Below are 16,972 nucleotides of genomic sequence, written 5' to 3' on the forward strand. Positions count from 1 at the left end.
AATAGGCCTGTGGCCGATCTCAGCTATATCTGGGCAGGAGGTCGCCGTGTGCCTCGATCAGGTCGTCGACCAGGCCCCAGATCTCGTCCGGCGACAGTTCTGCCGATGTATGCGGATCGAGCAGGGCTGCCTGATAGATGCGGTCGCGTTTTCCCGTCAATGCTGCTTCAACGGTCAGTTCCTGAACCGAGATGCTGAGCTTCATCACAGCGGCGAGCTGCGTGGGGATCCTGCCGATGCGGGTTGGCTGGATGCCGTTCCTGTCCACATGGCAGGGCACTTCCACGATACATTCGGCCGGAAGGTTCTCGATCAGGCCGTTGTTCGGAACATTGCCATAGATCAGCGCTGGATTGCCGGTGACGGCGGCGTGGATGATGCCCGCGGCATATTCGTTGCTGCGGCAGACCTCGATCGGCTTGTCGCCTTCGAGATCCCGGCGCAGCGCATGCCATTCTGAAATCTGCCGCTCGCAGCGGCTGATATACTCGTCGAGCGGGATGTTGAGCTTGTCGATGAGCTCCGGACGGCGGTCCTTGATATACCATGACGTATATTCGGAGAAATGCTCGCTGGATTCCGTCACGAAATGACCGAGCCGCTTCAGCACATCGAAGCGCACCCGATCGTCGGGCGGCACGTGTCCCTCGCCGGCGAGAGCCTTCAGGCGGGGGTAAAGATCCTCGCGCCGGCCATCGGCATGCAGCTTCTCGTATTTCAGGAAGAAGGCGACGTGGTTGATGCCAGCCGAGATGTAGTTGATGTCGGCAATGTCTTCGTCGAGGCAGGAGGCGAGATGGGCGGCGGTATGCTGTACGCTATGGCAAAGGCCAACCGTGCGGATACTGGGCGCCAGCTCCTTGATCGCCCAGCAGTTGATCGCCATCGGGTTCACATATTGCATCAGCAGCGCGTCAGGGCAGACCTCTTCCATATCGCGGCAGATCGCTTCCAGCACCGGAATGGTGCGAAGTCCGCGGAAGATCCCGCCGATGCCGAGCGTATCGGCAATGGTCTGCCGCAGGCCGTATCGCTTCGGCACGTCGAAATCCGTCACAGTAGCCGGCTTGTAGCCGCCGACCTGCATCATCAGGATAACGAAATCCGATCCGCGCAGCGCCTCGCGACGATCGAGGGTTGCCTCTACCCTTACCCTCTGCAGATTGAGCGCCTCGCAGATGCGCCGCGCAACGATCTCCGATGTCATCAACCGTTCGGGGTCGATATCAAACAGGCTGATCACATAATCGCTGCCCGAAGGTGTGGACAGCACATCCCCCAGAATGTTCTGCGCAAAAACGGTGCTGCCCGCACCCACGAGGCAAATCTTCGGCATTTCAGTCTCCCACAAATCAAGGTCACCATAGTCGTGCCTCTTCCAAATCAGAATTTCTTCCTGTTATTGAAGGGAGTATTCCCGGATTGAAGCGCTGGACGCATGAAAGACGATCATTTCAACAGGAGCGGCGAGTGGGCGGGGTCGCCGCGGAGCTTCCTGATCGAGCGCCACACGGCCGATGCCATGAGCGCAGCGCATTGGCACGACCATGTCGAGATCAACCTGCTTCTCGATGGTGCCATGACCTATCTCTTCAATGGTCGGCAGGAGCGGGTCGAGGCCGGGCGTCTTGTCCTCTTCTGGGCGGCCATTCCCCACCAGACAATCCTGGTGACGCCGGAGGCGCCGCTCATCTGCGTCTACCTTCCGCTCGTCGACTTTCTTGCGCTCTCCATCGACAAGAAGGCGAGACAGGCAATCATGCAGGGTGCCTTCGTGGTCGAGCCCCGCCGCCGCGAGACGACGCCGCTCACCGTCTCTGCCTGGGTCGAGGAATGGGGCAGGGGCGATCCCGTCCGGCGCCAGCTGATCGCGGACGAGACCAAGCTCAGGGTGCGCCGGCTCATCCTTGATCACGCCGATGATCGAGGCTCGTCCGTCGCAGCCGCCGCGACGCCGGTAAGCCCCGCCATCCGCCATTCAGAGGTGCTGACCGACCTGATCAACCGGCATTTTTCCGAACCGCTCAGCCTGGCGGATCTTGGAAAGCGCGCCAATGTGCATCCAACCACCGCCAACCGGGCGTTTCGCGATGTGCTCGGCATTTCCGTAATGGAATATCTGACGCGTTATCGTCTCGCGAGAGCAATGCAGCGGCTGGCCGAGACCGAGGATTCGATACTGGAGATTGCCCTCGACTGCGGCTTCGGCTCCAGTAGCCGGTTTTACGACATCTTCAAGCAGCGGACCGGCACGACACCCCGGCAGTTCCGCCTGTCGCTCGGCAAGCCGTGACGTTTGCACAGGTCGGACAGGGGTTTGAAAGAAGTGCAGGTTCAGGCGCGATGCGGCTATCGAATCTTCTCGCCAGCGCGTTAGAGTCTGCAGACGATCCACCCGAACGGATTGTGGCCGATGACGACTGACAGCAAAAAAACCGCTGGCGCCCTAGCGTCCCTGGCAACGATCGAGGATTTCTGCCGAGAGATCTTTATCGCGGCCGGCGCCGACCAACAGACTGCGGATGCAGCGACGCGGGGAATGCTGCATGGTACGCGCTATGGCATCGACAGCCACGGTGTGCGCCTGCTTCCTCACTATGTGAAAGGATTGACCGAAGGACGCCTCAATCCGCGCCCGCATCTCGCGCTGGTAAACACTTTCGGCGCCGTCGCTTCGCTCGATGCGGATAATGGCCATGGTGCGCTCGCGACCTATGCGGCCATGGAGTATGCGACGCGTCTTGCCGGGGAATTCGGAATCGGTGCGGTTGCGATCCGCAATTCCTCGCATTTCGGACCGGCAGGTGCCTATGCGTTCGATGCCGCCCAACGCGGCTTTATCGGTTTTGCCTTCTGCAATTCCGATAGCTTCGTGCGTCTGCACGACGGCGCCATGCGCTTTCATGGAACCAATCCGATCGCCTGCGCTGTCCCGGTCAAGGGAGATAACCCGTGGCTCTTCGACATGGCGACGAGCGCCGTGCCCTATAATCGCGTGCTGCTCTATCGCAGCCTCGACCGCCAACTGCCCGAAGGAGTCGCCTCCGATGAACGGGGGTATGACACGACCGATCCCGATGTGGCCGACATGCTGGCGCCGCTCGGCGGCGAATTCGGCTTCAAGGGCGCAGGGCTTGCAGGCATTCCCGAGATTTTGAGTGCTGTGCTCACAGGCATGAAGCTGAGTTTCGATATCGCTCCGATGCCCGGGCCGGATTTTTCGACACCGCGTGGGCTCGGTGCCTTCGTCATCGCGCTGAACCCTGCAGCCTTCCTCGATATTGAAATCTTTGACGCTGCCATGAAACGCTACGTCGAAACCTTGAGGGCATCTCCGCCGCGTGAGGGCTTCAGGGTGATGGCGCCTGGCGATCGGGAATGGGCTGTCGCCGCCGAGCGGGAAAGACATGGCGTGACGCTGGATCCGGCGACGGTCGAGGCCCTTAGGGCCCTTGCATCCACTTATCAACTGGCCAGCCCGGTCTGAGTGCATGCGTCGGATTGACGCACAACTTCCTCGATGATAGCTTCGGATCAATTGGTCAGGCCAGTTGGCCAGTTGTGCGCTTGAGGAGAAGCGCGCCGAGGAGGCCATAATGTTTTCGGCAGTTGAATCACGCCGCCTCTACAGGCAGGTGGCGGACCAGATTCGTATGATGATTATCCGAGGCGAACTCGCCGTCGGCCAGAGGCTGCCGGCCGAGCGCGAGCTTGCGGAGCAGCTTTCGGTTTCGCGCCCCACGCTGCGCGAAGCGCTGATCGTGCTGGAAGTCGAGGGATACATCAATATCCGCATGGGCTCGGGCATTTATGTCACGCGCAAACATGCGGCCGAAGCGACCGGCAGTGAGCGCGAACCCGTGGAGGGGCCTTTCGAGCTGCTGCAGGCCCGCGCCATCATCGAATGCGCGATATCAGAGGAGGCCGCAAAAAGCGCCCGCCCTGAGGACATTGCCGTTCTCGATGAGGCGCTGAGAGCGATGAGCGGCGTGGTAGAGGATGCGCGCGCCGTGCTTGTCGCCGACCGCGCTTTTCATACCGGCATCGCCGCAATCGTCGGCAATGCGACTTTGATCCGCGTTACCGGCGAGATGTTCGACATGCGCATGACGCCGTATTTCGAAAAGCTTGCCAGCCATTTCGAAGGACCGGTGTCGTGGCGCAGCGCGCTGGAAGAGCACCGGGCTATCCGCGACGCGATCGCCGCCGGCGATACGGTGGGGGCGAAGGCCGCCATGCGCACGCATCTCACGAATTCGCAGAAGAGGTTTTCCGAAAGCTTCGGGGAGGAGTTTTCGGGCGAGCAGGGGCGCGGCCACACGGCCGGGCCAAACAAGGGAAAAGCAGCCACTTAACGAGATCTCAGGAGGAGAGAGTGATGAAGTTGAAACTGACGATACTCTGCACTGCCGCCGCAATCATGGCGACGACGGCGATCGCACATGCCCAGACGGTGCTGAAATGGGCCCATGTCTACGAGACATCGGAACCTTTCCACACGGATTCCCTCTGGGCTGCGGAAGAGATCAACAAGCGGACCAACGGCCGCTACAAGATCGAGGTCTATCCGGCCTCGCAGCTCGGCAAGGAAGCCGATATTAACCAGGGTCTCAAGCTCGGAACGGTCGACATCATCATTTCCGGATCGAGCTTTGCCGCCCGCGACTATAAGCCGATCGGCGTCACCTATTTCCCCTATATCTTCCGCAGCCCGGAACACTTGATCGCCTACACCAAGAGCGACGTCTTCAAGCGTCTGGCCAAAGGTTATGAGGACAAGACCGGGAACCATATCGCCGCCGTCAGCTATTACGGGACGCGCCATACGACGGCCAACAAGCCGATCGCCAAATGCGCCGACATGCAGGGCCTGAAGATCCGCGTGCCTGATGTTCCGGCCTACCTCGCCATGCCGCGCGCCTGCGGCGCCAACACCACGCCGATCGCCTTTGCCGAGGTCTATCTCGCTTTGCAGAACGGCACGGTCGAGGCCCAGGAAAACCCGCTGACGACGATCGAGGCCAAGAAGTTCTACGAAGTCCAGAAGAACATCATTCTGACCGGCCACATCGTCGATCACTTGAATACGGTGATCTCGAAGACGCTCTGGTCGAACCTTTCGGACGAGGACAAGAAGATCTTCGGCGAGGTCATGCAGGAAGCTGCCGAGCGCACGACCAAGACCATCGAAGGCAAGGAAAACAGCCTGATCGCCACCTTCAAAGAGAAGGGCTTGAGCGTCACCGAGGTCGACAAGGCCGATTTCGAGAAGACGGTCGCGGAAAAGGTCAAGTTCGAGGACTTCGGCTACGAAAAGGCCGATTGGGAGGCGATCCGCGCGATCCAGTAAGTGCCCGAGGGCGCGCCGCCTGAGCGCCGCGCGCCCTTCCTTCCTAACCGGAATAAGGCCGATCATGTCACAAGAAGTCCATACGCAAGTCACTGCCGAGGAGATCGGCCACGAATTCGAAGGGCATGCGCCCACCGCCAATATCTCGGACTACGCCATCGAAGACTGGATCACGCTGCTCGTCTTCTGGCTGATGGCCGGTTGCGTCTTTCTGCAGTTCTTCACCCGCTATGTGCTGAACAACAGCTATGCCTGGACCGAAGAGATCGCCGTCAACTGCCTGATCGGCGTCGTCTTTCTCGGCGCCGTCATGTGCGTGCGCACGTCGCGCCATATCCAGGTGGACGTCTTCTATCATTACATGCCGGCAGGTCTTGCGCGCGTTCTCGCAACCCTCGTGGATATCGTCCGCATCGGTTTCTTCGCCTATGGCTGCTATCTGATGTGGCGCTACGTGCAGATCGTCGCCGACGAGCAGATGGTCACCGTCGACTTGCCGCGCAACATCGTCTTCTACAGCGTGCTTGCAGCTTTCGTGCTGATGCTGATCCGTGCGGTAATCGTCTTCATCGCCAATATGCGCCGCGGCTACTCCGTTCTGGAGCGCCCCGAAGAATTCCACGCTGTCGAAGGATGACCCGATGCTGCTCTTGCTTGGCTCATTTCTGGTGCTGATGCTGATCGGCGTGCCCGTCGCGATATCGATGGCCGTCGCCTCCGTTCTCTATATCGTCCTCTACGGCGTTGCGCCCGATATCATCGTCGCCCAGCGTATGATTGCGGGTGTCGAAAGCTTCCCGCTTCTCGCTGTTCCCTTCTTCATCCTTGCTGGCAACCTGATGAATTCGGCGGGTGTCACCGGCCGCATCTATTCCTTCGCCGTCGCGCTCGTCGGCTGGATGAAAGGTGGTCTCGCACAGGTCAATATCATCGGTTCCGTCATATTCTCGGGCATGTCGGGCACTGCGCTTGCTGATGCGGCCGGCATCGGCACGATCGAGATCAAGGCAATGAAGGATCACGGCTACCCCGTCGAGGCCGCGGTCGGGGTAACGGCGGCGTCTGCCACGCTCGGTCCGATCTTCCCGCCATCCTTGCCTTTCGTGATCTACGGCATGATGGCGAATGTTTCGATCGGCGCTCTTTTCATGGCGGGCATTCTGCCGGGCATCGTCATGACGCTGCTGATGATGATCACAGTCGCAGCCTTCGCCTACGTGAAGCGCTGGGGTTCTGATGCGCCCTTCGACGTCAAGCAACTCCTTTCCGCAGGTCTCGAGATCGTCGTTGTCCTGCTGGTGCCGCTGTCGATCTACGTGATGATGCGAGCCGGTGTGTCAATGAATGCCGCAGCGGGCATCGCGCTTGTCGTGCTTCTGGCGCTCGACTGGTATTTCCGTTTTTCCGCAGTCATGGCGCTGATGACGCCGGTCATCCTGATCGGCGGCATGACCATGGGTTGGTTCACGCCGACGGAAGCGGCCGTCGCTGCCGTCCTCTGGTCGCTCTTCCTCGGCCTCGTGCGCTATCGCACGATGACGCTCTCGACACTTGCCAAGGCGAGCTTCGACACGATCGAGACTACGGCTTCCGTTCTCTTCATCGTCACTGCCGCTTCGGTCTTCGCATGGCTGCTGACGGTGAGCCAGGCTGCGCAGCTTCTGTCTGATGCGATCCTGTCGATTACCAACAATAAGTGGGTGTTCCTGATCCTTGTGAACCTGCTGATGCTCTTCGTCGGCTGCTTTCTGGACACAATCGCCGCCATTACCATCCTCGTGCCGATCCTTCTGCCGATCGTCGCGAAATTCGGCATCGATCCGGTACAGTTTGGCCTTATCATGACCCTGAACCTGATGATCGGCCTGCTTCACCCTCCGCTAGGCATGGTACTCTTCGTGTTGTCGCGGGTGGCGAAATTGTCCGTCGAACGCACGACGATGGCGATCTTGCCCTGGCTTGCGCCGCTCTTCATCGCCCTGATCCTGATCACCTTCGTTCCCTCGATATCCCTGTGGCTGCCCCAGCAGCTTGGGCTTCTGAAATAGGAGAATGTGATGCACACCCGTCTGGCACGGCTTTATGCAAAGGGCGATCTCAGGATCGAGACTGATCCGGTCGCAGCCCCCGGTCCGGGCGAAGTGCTTTTGAAGATGGCAGCCGCAGGCATCTGCGGCTCCGACCTGCACTATTACCAGGATGGCGGTTTCGGTCCGGTCAGGGTTCGCGAGCCGATGATACCCGGCCACGAGGCCGCCGGAACCGTGGAGCAGGCAGGTGAGGGCGTCACCCTGAAGGCCGGAACACTGGTCGCCGTCAATCCGAGCCAGCCCTGCGGTGCTTGCGAATATTGCCGCATCGGCTTGCCGATCCACTGCCTGGAAATGCGTTTCATGGGCAGTGCGATGCGCCTGCCGCATGAGCAGGGCATGTTTCGGGAATGGCTGGTGGTGCCGGCCAAACAATGTGTTGAGGTTGGAGCCTCGATAACGCCTGCGGAAGCAGCCTGCAGCGAGCCGCTGTCCGTCTGCCTGCACGCCGCATCGCGCGCCCCCGGCATTGCCGGCAAGAAAGTCCTGGTGACAGGTGCCGGACCGATCGGCTCTTTGATGGTTGCCGTTATCAGTCATTATGACGCCGGCGAAATCGTCGTCACGGATCTCGCCGACGCAGCGCTCGCGCGGGCGAAAGCCATGGGCGCCAGCCGCACGATCAACGTGGCGCGGGATGCAGAGTCATTTGCCGAATTCCAGGCAGGAAAAGGCTATTTCGATCTCGTGTTCGAATGTTCTGCTGCCGCGCCGGCCATCCATAGCGCGATTGCGGCGGTCCGGCCGCGCGGCGCCATCGTCCAGGTCGGCGTCACCGGCGACGTTCCTGTGCCGCTCAACGCCATTGTCGGCAAGGAACTGCACATCCACGGAACGCAGCGTTTCCATGAGGAGTTCGCAACCGCCGTCGACCTGATTTCCCGCCGTGAAATCGATGTGCGGCCGATCATCAGCCACAGGATGCCCCTCGAGGACGCCGTTTCAGCCTTTGAAATTGCTGGCGACCGTTCGCTGGCCTGCAAAGTGCAACTGACTTTCCAGTCAGCCTAAACGACGGTCTCGCCGCCATCGACGACGAGGATTTGCCCCGTCATGTAGGACGAGCGGTCCGAGACCAGGAACAGGATCGGTTCGGCTATCTCCGAAACATCCGCCCAGCGGCCGAGCGGCACCTTCTCGGCGATGTAGCCTTCGATCGCGTCGCGCCCGCCCATCTGCGCGATGAACGGTTCGTTGAATGGCGTGTCGACCCATCCCGGGCAGAGCGCATTCACGCGGATGCCGAACTTCGCATAATCGCCCGCCATCTGCCGGGTCATGGCGATGACAGCATGTTTGGTCGTCGTGTAGGCGATCATTTCGCGGTCGTAGAGCACGCCCGACGACGAGGACGTGTTGAGGATTACGCCTTTGCCTGCGTTTTTCATGATGGGCATGACGAGGCGCGCGGCCATGAAATGCGCCCGCACATTCAGGCTCCAGGACTTGTCGAAGCCTTCGATGGCAACCTGTTCCAGATCGCCGGCCACCTGCGCGCCCGCGTGATTGTGCAGAATGTCGATCCGGCCGAGACGCGCAGCAACAGCGGCAATGCCGGTTTCAAGCGCCTGGTCGTCGGTGACATCGACCGTCATGCTTTCGGCGCTGCCGCCCGCCTCGGCAATCAGACCGACGGTTTCTTCGGCATTTGCGAAATTGATGTCGGCAACGACGACATAGGCGCCTTCGCGCGCCATGATCTGTGCGCCGGCCCGTCCGATGCCCGAACCTGCGCCCGTAACGATTGCAACGCGATCTCTGAGTATCATGGCATTTCCCCGGTCAGTTTGTCGTTGTCTTTTCGCGCATCAGGAAGCGCGCGATGAAAATGAGGGCAAGCGAGGCGATCAGCACCATCGTCGCGACTGCATTGATTTCCGGCGTCACGCCGCGGCGGATGGAGGCGAAGACATAGATCGGTAGCGTCGTGTTGGAGCCCGCCACGAAGAAGGCGATGATGAAATCGTCGAAGGAAAAGGTGAAGGCGAGCAGATAGCCCGCCAGGATCGACGGCATGATCTGCGGCAGCACGATCTGCCGAAAGGTCGTGAAGGGTGTGGCGTAGAGATCGCTGGAGGCCTCGACGATATCTCGACCGAGGCTCGCGATGCGCGCCTTCACGATCATCGTCACCAACGCCATGGTGAAGAGCCCGTGCGCGGCAATGATCGAGCCGTAGCCGAGTGCCAGCTTTGGCGGCTGGTCGCCTGGCCAGAGGGCGGCGATAGCAGGATTGACGAACCCGAAGACTTCGACGAGGGCAACCAGCGTTGCAATGCCGATGACGACACCCGGTACCACGATCGCGGCTGCAAAGAGCCCGTCGAAGATCGCTCGGGTCCGTGCCCCGAGCCGTTCCATGCCGATCGCGGCCATAGTGCCGAAGATCGCCGCGAGCGAGGCGCTGGTGACCGCGATGATCAGGCTGTTGCGCAGCGCCTCCATCAGGAAGGTATTGGACAGAGCCCGGCCATACCATTGCGTCGAGAAGCCGGTGAGCTCGCTGGCGTTGCGGCCGGCATTGAAGGAGAAGAGCACGACGAGCGCGATCGGCGTGTAGAGGAACAGATAGACGAAGGTGACGAGCGCGCGCATCAGATGAGATCCACCTGCCGCGTACCGGCGACGCGCCAGGCAACGCGCATGGCGACGAGCAGGACGATGACGACGACAGCAACTAGCGTGACAGCAATTGCCGAACCGAACGGCCAGTTGCGTGATTGCAGGAAGAGATCGACGAGCGCATTGCCGATGAAAAACACCTTGCCGCCGCCCAGAAGCTGCGGGATCAGATATTCGCCGAGAAGCAGGATCGTGACCAGCGCAACGCCGGTCATCACACCCGGCAGCGATAGGGGCAGGGTAATACCGAAGAAGGTCGAGATAGGCTTTGCACCAAGGTCGGCCGAAGCTTCGAGCAGCCGGCGGTCCAGCTTTTCAAGGCTGACATAGATCGGCATGATCATCAGCGGCAGGTATCCGTAGACGATGCCGAGCAGCACAGCGCCGGGTGTATTGATCAGCCTGACATTTTCGATGCCGACGAATTCGAGCAGATGCGGAATGCCGCGTGCGCCGAGCAGATACATCCAGGCATAGGTGCGCACCAGCAGGCTGGTCCAGAAGGGAACGACGACAAGCGAGACGAGCAGCAGCCGGCGCTGCGGGCTTGCCTTGACCGCGAGGTAGTAGGCGACTGGGTAGGCAACGATGAGGCAGGCAGCCGCCCCGATCGGCGCCAGGATCAGTGTATTGACGAAGGCTGCCGACCGCGCGCCGAGATTGGCGAACTGCTCGAAGGTAAAGGCCGCCTGATAACCGCCTTCTGGCGCCCGCTCGCCAAAGGCAAAGACGATGATGGCGATGAAGGGCAGCACCAGGAAGACGAACAGCCAGATACTGGCCGGGCCGACAAGGGCGACGGTGATCAGGCGCCGTTTGGTGGCGTGGGGCAGGGGCATGGCTTTGGTCTTCATCCGCCGGATCAAGGAGCTGAACCGGCTCCAGCAGTAAGCCGCGGGAGACCGGCATTCAGAGGTGGTGTCAGGCCGACTTGAAACGCGCCATTAGTTCAGCGCGACCCGGATCGGTGAGCGTGACGGCGGCGCCGAATTCCAGTGGCGTAAGGGCTGCTTCGTCCGGATAGACGATCTTGTTGGACGTAACCTCCTTCGGCAGCAGCGCAATGATGCGGCTGTCGGTGGTCGGCGCACCGTTGGCGATGTGCTCCTTCACCGCGTTCTGCGGGTCCATCAGATAGTTGAGCAGCGCGTAGCCGGCTGCCTTGTTCGGCGCATCCTTGGGGATTGCGTAATAGTCGGTCCAGATTTCGCCGCCGTCGGTGCCGAGGATGTAGGCAAGCTCCGGCATATCGCGGTTGAGCTGCGCGCCGTCATTGGTCCAGCACATGGTCAGCCATGCATCGGTCGAACGCATCGACGGCTGATAGTCGGAATTGATGGCGAAGAGATGCGGCTTGACCTTGATCAGCAGTTCTTCCGCCTTGGCAAGCTCGTCAGCCTTGATCGAATTGAAGTCATAGCCGAGCGAAACAAGCGCGCTGCCGATCGTCGTCAACTGATAGTCATGCACCATGGCACGGCCGTCGGCTTCCGTTTGGGCGATCTCGAAAAAGTCCTTCCAGCTCGAAAGCTTGGTCTTGATCTTAGACGTATTGACGGAGAAGCCGGTCGTGCCCCAGTTCTTCGGCACGGCATAGGTCTTGCCGTCGATCTGCCCTTCCTTGGTGAAGCGCGGGCTTTCGCTTGCCTGGCTGAAGTTCGGGATCTTCGAGAGATCGAGTTCTTCGATCAGGCCGAGTTTATGATGGGTCGAAATCGTATAGTTGGTTGGCACGAAGAGCGACCAGCCGGAAGCGCCGGCCTGCAGCTTGGCGAGCATTTCCTCGTTCGAACCGAAGACGTTGACCTCGACCGCAACGCCGGTTGCCGCCTTGAAGTTCTCGAAGGTCGCCGGGTCGTGGTAATTCGGCCATGTAGCGATCGACATCTGCGTGCCGAGATCTTCTGCGGCATAGGCGGGCGTCGATAGTGCACCGGGGAAGCGAGACAGCACGGCGGTCGCAAGACCGAGGCCGGTAATGCCGAGGAAGTGGCGGCGGCTGACGGAACCGCGCTTCAGGCGCATGAACTCGTCTATGAAACCTTCGGCGGAAATGGGCAGATTGTCCTTATAATCCTTGCTCATGATGCTGTTCCCTTGTTTTGGTTTATGCATTCGATGCTGGAAAGACATGGATGGCGGCAGGGTCGAAGCCGAGAAAAACCTCTTCGCCCGGCTCCACGAGATCACTCTCGTTCATGCTGCGGCGATCGGCCGTGATCAGGAAGTCGCCAAGCCCCGGCACACTGACGGCATATTCGGCAGAGGAGCCTAGGAAGATGCGGTGCGTCACCGTCCCCTTGAACGACGTGCCTGATGACGCCGCTTCGCGCGTCAGATGGATCGCCTCCGGGCGCAGTGCAGCGATGACGTCTCCTGGCGCCAACCGCTTGCCGGAGGCCATCGCCGACCCGTCCGCCAGCCGCAGCGTCGTACCATCAGGTTCCATCGCGGCAGTGATGCGGTTGGTCTTGCCGACGAAATCGGCGACGAAAAGATCGGCCGGGCGGTCATAGACTTCCTGCGGGCTGCCGAGCTGACGGATGCGCCCGGCACTCATGACGCAGACGACATCAGCCATCGAAAGCGCCTCTTCCTGGTCGTGGGTGACGAGGACGAAGGTGATGCCGAGTTCGCGCTGCAAGGTCTGCAGCTCGATCTGCATCGCCGAGCGCAGCTTCTTGTCGAGGGCTGCCAGCGGCTCGTCGAGCAGCAGGACGGAGGGGCGATTGACGATGGCACGAGCGAGCGCCACACGCTGCTGCTGGCCACCCGACATTTCATGAATCCGCCGCTTGGCAAAGCCGCCAAGCCGGACCATCTCGAGCGCCTCGGCGACACGGCGGTCGATCTCCGCTGACCCGACCCTCGGGCGTATCTGCTTCAGCCCGTAGGCAACGTTCTGCTCGACATTGAAATGCGGAAACAGCGCGTAGTGCTGGAAGACCATGTTGACGGGTCGGCGATAGGCCGGAACGCCGTTCATCTCACGTCCGTCGATCAGCACGGTGCCCTCGCTCGGCTGTTCGAAGCCGCCGATCATGCGCAGGCAGGTCGTCTTGCCGCAGCCCGAAGGCCCGAGCAGCGCCAGGAACGCGCCCTTGGGCACAGTAAGGTTGATGTCCGTTACGGCGGTCACAGCGCCATAGTTCTTTGTGACCGAACGGAATTCGATATCGTTCGTCGAAGCGGATGCCACGTCTGTTCCCTGCGGTTGGTTGGAATGGCAGTCTGTCGCTGCCTTATTGCCACCGTCGTTAAGGAAAGAGTAAGCCTGAGCTTCCTGCGCGGTATATACCCCGAGAGAGGTATTTAGGCGCACAACGTTTCGTGGAAGGTGTATATCCGGGCTGTGTGAAATTGTGCGGTACGGCGAAGGGGAAGGGCTAGTGAGTATCGACCTGGAGACGCTGTTTGCCGCTTTCAATGCTACGGTCGGCAAGTCAGCCATGACGGATGCGGGCTTCGGCGATACGTTCCGCCAGATGATGGCCGCACTCGTGCGCTTCGACTATGTCGTCGTCTTCGCCTATCGCGGAAAAGAGCGGCCCATCGATCTCTACAGCACCTTCGATCGCGAAGAGCACGTCGTTTTCGTGACGCTCTATCAGGCCGGTCCTTACCTGCTCGATCCCTTCTATCATACCGCTCGGGAGAGGCGTGAAGGCGTCTTCAGGATGCGCGAGCTGGCGCCGGACCGGTTCTTTTCCAGCGAATATTATCGCACCTATTACGTCCAGACCGGACTTGCCGAGGAAATCGGCTTCTTCGTACCTGTCGATGGCGATATCACGGTCGTGTTGTCGCTGATGCGGCGCGAAAAGACCGGCGTTTTCCCACCCGCCGAATTCGCCACGCTGAAAAAGGTCGAGCCGCTCGTGGCCAGCATGGTGAAACAGTATTGGGCTGGGCTCGCGCCGCGATTCGACACGCAGCTTGCCGCAAGAGGCAGGAGTCGCCGCAAAAGCGAGGGCATCCCGCGCGCCGATACCGTCTGGCACGACCTCAACCTCACGGGCCGCGAAACGGCAATCGTCGAACTGGTGCTGCAGGGCCATTCGTCGGAATCGATCGGCCTGAAGCTCAACATTTCGACGGGAACGGTGAAGGTTCACCGCCGCAACGTCTACCGCAAGCTCGGAATCTCCTCACAGACGCAGCTGCTCTCGCTTTATCTGAAAAATCTGAGCTGACCGATTGCTGCGCGCGCCGGGGCTGCAGTTAGGCGCGCGCCTCTGCCTCGCGCAGCGAAATCAGCCGTCGTGCGGTCTCGTCCCAGAGGATGAGTTTCACGCAGCTGAGGCTGTCACGAATGTTGATGCGCCCAAGCTTCGCCAGCTCCGGATAGTCACGCAGCACTTCCGGCAACCGGTAAAACGGCACTCGGCTCGATAGATGGTGGACATGGTGCATGCCGATATTGGCGGTGATCCATCGCAGCGGGCGCGGCAGATCATAATGCGAGGCGCCATGCATGGCGGAATAGGGGAACGTCCATTCCGGAGGCTTGGACCAGTGGGTATCTTCGAATTGGTGCTGAACATAGAACAACCAGACACCAGCCGATCCGGCAAGCAGAACGATTGGCAGATGGATCAGCAGAAAGGGAACGATGCCGACGGCCCAAATGAGGAGAACGGCCAGCGCAGCGATGCCTGCGTTGGTCGCCATCGTCGAAAGCCAGGGCAACACCCCGGAGCGCATCATGCCGAACGGCAGTCTTTGCTTGAAGAGAAAAAGATAGGCAGGGCCAATGCCGAACATGACCAGGGGATGCCGATATAGGCGATAGGTGAGTTTTCCTCGCCTCGTCAGGGCGCGATATTCCTCGACCGTCAGCGTGGTGATATCGCCGACCCCCCTCTCGTCCAGATTGCCGGCTGAGGCATGGTGTTCCGCGTGCGCGCGTCGCCAATAGTCGTAGGGTGTGAGCGTGAGAACGCCGATCGCGCGCCCTGTCCAGTCATCCCACTGACGCCGTCCGAAGAACGAGCCGTGCCCGCAATCATGTTGCAGCATGAAGAGCCGCAGCAGGAATCCGGCGGCAGGGATGACGAGGATTAAGCCGAGCCAATAGCCGAAGTGGATCGCAACCCACGCTGCTGCCCAAAGAAAGATAAATGGGATCAGCGTCACGGCCAGTTCGTACAGGCTTCGGCCTGTATTGGGTTTTCGGTAATTCGAGAAAATCTTGAGCCAGGCTTTTTCGGTACCGGCGTCTTGGCCGGCCGTCATCGTTGCGTTCATAGTCGGTCGGCGTCTTTCTGTTGGGCAGCGCTGCGGAAGAAGTGTTCGGCATGCTGGTAGTCATTTTCTGCGCCGATCCGGTCGCCGGCCAAAGATTTCAGCTCGGCAAACTGAAGGTACTGCTTGTGTCGATCCAGCAGGCGCTGCCTCGATGGTGTAGCACTTCTATTGGGGTGGGCGAAATGGTGATTATTCATGATAGATCCGAACCGCGCGGGTTCGCTCCTGATTGTCTGAAAATGATTGCTTGAGCGCGCTGCGGCGATGATCCGCCGTCGCAGCTTGCAACTGATGCCTTGTCTTAGGAGACTGCGGCAAGGTGCGTCAGCGATCGGCGAGGCGGCGTTTCCGCCAGCAGATGGGGTCGTTCTGATCTGGTCTCTATGAGATCCACGCGCAGAAGCAATACTCCACTGCGGCTGCTACAAATCGCTGATGGGAAGGTGGCAAGCGCGCGTCGGCAATCGGGCAACGGAGCCTGCATCATCGAGGATACAATATCCTCGGATGTCTACGATATTACTGCAGCATTGTGGCTGCATCACGTCCAGCATGCCTGCGAGCTATCCGGATCTAAAGAATTCTGTCGCTTCCCGCACCCGCTGTTGAGCTCGCGACCGACGCAGGCTATCACGACGGGCAACAAAGTCCCGGTTCCGAGAGACGCATCTGACAATGACCCCTTCATACCTGGTTACGCATTCCGGCGGCTTCCACGCCGATGAGTTGCTTTCGAGCGTCATCCTGACCCGGCTGTTCCCGGAGGCCAGGATCATTCGCAGCCGAAATGTCGGATGGACCACACCGGCCACCGATCGCATCATCTACGATGTCGGCGGGCAGTATGATCCCGCCGCAGGTATTTTCGACCACCATCAACGTGGCGCGCCCGTACGTGGGGACGGACGGCCCTACAGTTCCTTCGGCCTGGTCTGGAAACACTATGGAGCGGATTATCTTGCAGCGCTGGGAGTGCCCGAAGCGCATGTTTCATCGGTGCATGCTTCGTTCGACGCCAAGTTCGTCTTGCCTGTCGATCTGACCGACAATGGTGCACTTGATCCTTCCATCGCAGGCGAGCTGGCCGGCCTTACGCTGCCGGCCTTGCTGGAAACCCTGAAGCCGGTTTTCGATGCCAAGGATCCCGAGGCCGATGACAGGGCGTTCCATGCCGCTCTTTCGATCGCGCGAAGCTTCGTCGAGGCCGGTATTGCGACGCAGGATGCCAAGCTGCGCGCCGAAGCTCTCGTTCTCAGGGCGATCAACGAACCAGGCGAGGGGCGCGTCCTCGAACTGCCGATGGGCATGCCTTTTCGTGCGGCGATCGTCAGGGCGAAGGCCGATCATCTGCTTTTCGTTGTTCACCCCCGGGGAAACGACTGGTGCCTGACCGGTATCCGCCGCGCAGACGAGGGCTTCGAGCTGCGCGCCGATTTGCCTGCATCCTGGGCGGGATTGACCGGCCAGGAACTCGAGCGCGTCTGCGGCGTCGCAGGAGCAACCTTTTGCCACAAAGGCCTCTTCGTCGCGGCGGCGACAACCCGCGAAGCAGCACTTGCGATGGCACAAATCGCCGTAGACGAGGCCCTTTCGTAGGACGATCGGCGTGCGTCGGCGACGTCGTTCCGCGCTTATAAGGAAAGCCGGTCCAATGGCGGGCGAC

17 protein-coding genes are annotated in these 16,972 nt (G+C 60.5%); 9 read left to right on the forward strand and 8 right to left on the reverse strand.

The genetic code is table 11. The features are described 5' to 3' along the window. Positions 1–19 precede the first annotated feature (19 nt). Positions 20–1,336: an alpha-galactosidase gene (gene melA / locus ACR9ZQ_RS33305; RefSeq protein ID WP_481429828.1), complete on the reverse strand. Its 1,317-nt coding sequence runs from the start codon at positions 1,334–1,336 to the stop codon at positions 20–22. 102 nt (positions 1,337–1,438) lie between these two features. Here melA and ACR9ZQ_RS33310 point away from each other — a divergent pair, with 102 nt between their 5' ends. The 7 genes from ACR9ZQ_RS33310 to ACR9ZQ_RS33340 all read left to right on the forward strand — a co-directional run bounded on the left by ACR9ZQ_RS33310 (position 1,439) and on the right by ACR9ZQ_RS33340 (position 8,451). Beyond that, complete coding sequence (locus ACR9ZQ_RS33310) at positions 1,439–2,293, forward strand: helix-turn-helix domain-containing protein (RefSeq protein ID WP_310382125.1); 855 nt, start codon at positions 1,439–1,441, stop codon at positions 2,291–2,293. 120 nt (positions 2,294–2,413) lie between these two features. After that, the gene (locus ACR9ZQ_RS33315; protein ID WP_310382126.1) at positions 2,414–3,487 is read left to right on the forward strand and encodes an Ldh family oxidoreductase; all 1,074 of its coding nucleotides are present in this window, start codon (positions 2,414–2,416) and stop codon (positions 3,485–3,487) included. Between the two features lie 109 nt (positions 3,488–3,596). Continuing rightward, a complete protein-coding gene (locus ACR9ZQ_RS33320) occupies positions 3,597–4,355 on the forward strand; it encodes a FadR/GntR family transcriptional regulator (RefSeq protein WP_310382127.1) in 759 nt (252 codons plus the stop codon). A 23-nt stretch (positions 4,356–4,378) separates the two neighbouring features. Continuing rightward, entirely contained in the window at positions 4,379–5,350 is a 972-nt protein-coding gene (locus ACR9ZQ_RS33325; protein WP_310382128.1) for a sialic acid TRAP transporter substrate-binding protein SiaP, read from the forward strand. Between the two features lie 64 nt (positions 5,351–5,414). Continuing rightward, on the forward strand, positions 5,415–5,987 hold the full coding sequence (locus ACR9ZQ_RS33330; protein WP_310382129.1) for a TRAP transporter small permease: 573 nt from the start codon (positions 5,415–5,417) through the stop codon (positions 5,985–5,987). 4 nt (positions 5,988–5,991) lie between these two features. Next, positions 5,992–7,398, forward strand: coding sequence for a TRAP transporter large permease (locus ACR9ZQ_RS33335; RefSeq protein ID WP_310382130.1), 1,407 nt, complete (start codon positions 5,992–5,994; stop codon positions 7,396–7,398). Positions 7,399–7,407: 9 nt separating this feature from the next. Further along, the gene (locus tag ACR9ZQ_RS33340; protein ID WP_310382131.1) at positions 7,408–8,451 is read left to right on the forward strand and encodes an L-idonate 5-dehydrogenase; all 1,044 of its coding nucleotides are present in this window, start codon (positions 7,408–7,410) and stop codon (positions 8,449–8,451) included. On the opposite strand, the gene ACR9ZQ_RS33345 is transcribed toward ACR9ZQ_RS33340, so the two are convergent. From ACR9ZQ_RS33345 to ACR9ZQ_RS33365, 5 genes are all read right to left on the reverse strand, one after another. After that, positions 8,448–9,209 carry an SDR family NAD(P)-dependent oxidoreductase gene (locus ACR9ZQ_RS33345; RefSeq protein ID WP_481429829.1) on the reverse strand — a complete coding sequence of 254 codons (762 nt, stop codon included), beginning with the start codon at positions 9,207–9,209 and terminating at the stop codon, positions 8,448–8,450. The genes ACR9ZQ_RS33340 and ACR9ZQ_RS33345 overlap by 4 nt on opposite strands. A gap of 13 nt (positions 9,210–9,222) precedes the next feature. Further along, positions 9,223–10,035: an ABC transporter permease gene (locus ACR9ZQ_RS33350; RefSeq protein WP_481429830.1), complete on the reverse strand. Its 813-nt coding sequence runs from the start codon at positions 10,033–10,035 to the stop codon at positions 9,223–9,225. After that, positions 10,035–10,901 (reverse strand): ABC transporter permease, encoded by an 867-nt coding sequence (locus tag ACR9ZQ_RS33355; protein WP_481430966.1) that lies wholly within the window; start codon positions 10,899–10,901, stop codon positions 10,035–10,037. Before ACR9ZQ_RS33355 ends, ACR9ZQ_RS33350 begins: the two co-directional genes overlap by 1 nt. 82 nt (positions 10,902–10,983) lie before the next feature. Continuing rightward, positions 10,984–12,147 (reverse strand): polyamine ABC transporter substrate-binding protein, encoded by a 1,164-nt coding sequence (locus ACR9ZQ_RS33360; protein ID WP_310382135.1) that lies wholly within the window; start codon positions 12,145–12,147, stop codon positions 10,984–10,986. 22 nt (positions 12,148–12,169) lie between these two features. Further along, positions 12,170–13,261 carry an ABC transporter ATP-binding protein gene (locus ACR9ZQ_RS33365; RefSeq protein WP_481429831.1) on the reverse strand — a complete coding sequence of 364 codons (1,092 nt, stop codon included), beginning with the start codon at positions 13,259–13,261 and terminating at the stop codon, positions 12,170–12,172. A gap of 190 nt (positions 13,262–13,451) precedes the next feature. On the opposite strand from ACR9ZQ_RS33365, the gene ACR9ZQ_RS33370 reads away from it, so the two are divergent. Continuing rightward, positions 13,452–14,255 (forward strand): helix-turn-helix transcriptional regulator, encoded by an 804-nt coding sequence (locus ACR9ZQ_RS33370; protein WP_310382137.1) that lies wholly within the window; start codon positions 13,452–13,454, stop codon positions 14,253–14,255. A 28-nt stretch (positions 14,256–14,283) separates the two neighbouring features. Here the strand turns inward: ACR9ZQ_RS33370 and ACR9ZQ_RS33375 are convergent, their stop codons facing one another. Together ACR9ZQ_RS33375 and ACR9ZQ_RS33380 are read right to left on the reverse strand one after the other, a co-directional pair. Beyond that, on the reverse strand, positions 14,284–15,309 hold the full coding sequence (locus ACR9ZQ_RS33375; protein ID WP_481429832.1) for a fatty acid desaturase: 1,026 nt from the start codon (positions 15,307–15,309) through the stop codon (positions 14,284–14,286). Beyond that, positions 15,306–15,506: a DUF4167 domain-containing protein gene (locus tag ACR9ZQ_RS33380; RefSeq protein WP_113320331.1), complete on the reverse strand. Its 201-nt coding sequence runs from the start codon at positions 15,504–15,506 to the stop codon at positions 15,306–15,308. Before ACR9ZQ_RS33380 ends, ACR9ZQ_RS33375 begins: the two co-directional genes overlap by 4 nt. A 478-nt stretch (positions 15,507–15,984) precedes the next feature. Between ACR9ZQ_RS33380 and ACR9ZQ_RS33385 the strand changes: the two genes are divergently transcribed. Continuing rightward, positions 15,985–16,905, forward strand: a complete 921-nt coding sequence (locus tag ACR9ZQ_RS33385; RefSeq protein ID WP_481429833.1) for an MYG1 family protein — start codon at positions 15,985–15,987, stop codon at positions 16,903–16,905. The last annotated feature ends 67 nt before the right edge of the window (positions 16,906–16,972 follow it).

The sequence above is a fragment of the Rhizobium sp. KNZ14-9A genome, assembly GCF_056755015.1.

Coding starts and splice junctions, on each gene's coding strand:
- ACR9ZQ_RS33375 (WP_481429832.1), bottom strand. CDS start 15,309: ATGAACGCAACGATGACGGCCGGCCAAGACGCCGGTACCGAAAAAGCC.
- ACR9ZQ_RS33380 (WP_113320331.1), bottom strand. CDS start 15,506: ATGAATAATCACCATTTCGCCCACCCCAATAGAAGTGCTACACCATCG.
- ACR9ZQ_RS33320 (WP_310382127.1), top strand. CDS start 3,597: ATGTTTTCGGCAGTTGAATCACGCCGCCTCTACAGGCAGGTGGCGGAC.
- ACR9ZQ_RS33330 (WP_310382129.1), top strand. CDS start 5,415: ATGTCACAAGAAGTCCATACGCAAGTCACTGCCGAGGAGATCGGCCAC.
- ACR9ZQ_RS33360 (WP_310382135.1), bottom strand. CDS start 12,147: ATGAGCAAGGATTATAAGGACAATCTGCCCATTTCCGCCGAAGGTTTC.
- melA (WP_481429828.1), bottom strand. CDS start 1,336: ATGCCGAAGATTTGCCTCGTGGGTGCGGGCAGCACCGTTTTTGCGCAG.
- ACR9ZQ_RS33335 (WP_310382130.1), top strand. CDS start 5,992: ATGCTGCTCTTGCTTGGCTCATTTCTGGTGCTGATGCTGATCGGCGTG.
- ACR9ZQ_RS33325 (WP_310382128.1), top strand. CDS start 4,379: ATGAAGTTGAAACTGACGATACTCTGCACTGCCGCCGCAATCATGGCG.
- ACR9ZQ_RS33310 (WP_310382125.1), top strand. CDS start 1,439: ATGAAAGACGATCATTTCAACAGGAGCGGCGAGTGGGCGGGGTCGCCG.
- ACR9ZQ_RS33350 (WP_481429830.1), bottom strand. CDS start 10,035: ATGCGCGCGCTCGTCACCTTCGTCTATCTGTTCCTCTACACGCCGATC.
- ACR9ZQ_RS33355 (WP_481430966.1), bottom strand. CDS start 10,901: ATGCCCCTGCCCCACGCCACCAAACGGCGCCTGATCACCGTCGCCCTT.
- ACR9ZQ_RS33315 (WP_310382126.1), top strand. CDS start 2,414: ATGACGACTGACAGCAAAAAAACCGCTGGCGCCCTAGCGTCCCTGGCA.
- ACR9ZQ_RS33340 (WP_310382131.1), top strand. CDS start 7,408: ATGCACACCCGTCTGGCACGGCTTTATGCAAAGGGCGATCTCAGGATC.
- ACR9ZQ_RS33385 (WP_481429833.1), top strand. CDS start 15,985: ATGACCCCTTCATACCTGGTTACGCATTCCGGCGGCTTCCACGCCGAT.
- ACR9ZQ_RS33345 (WP_481429829.1), bottom strand. CDS start 9,209: ATGATACTCAGAGATCGCGTTGCAATCGTTACGGGCGCAGGTTCGGGC.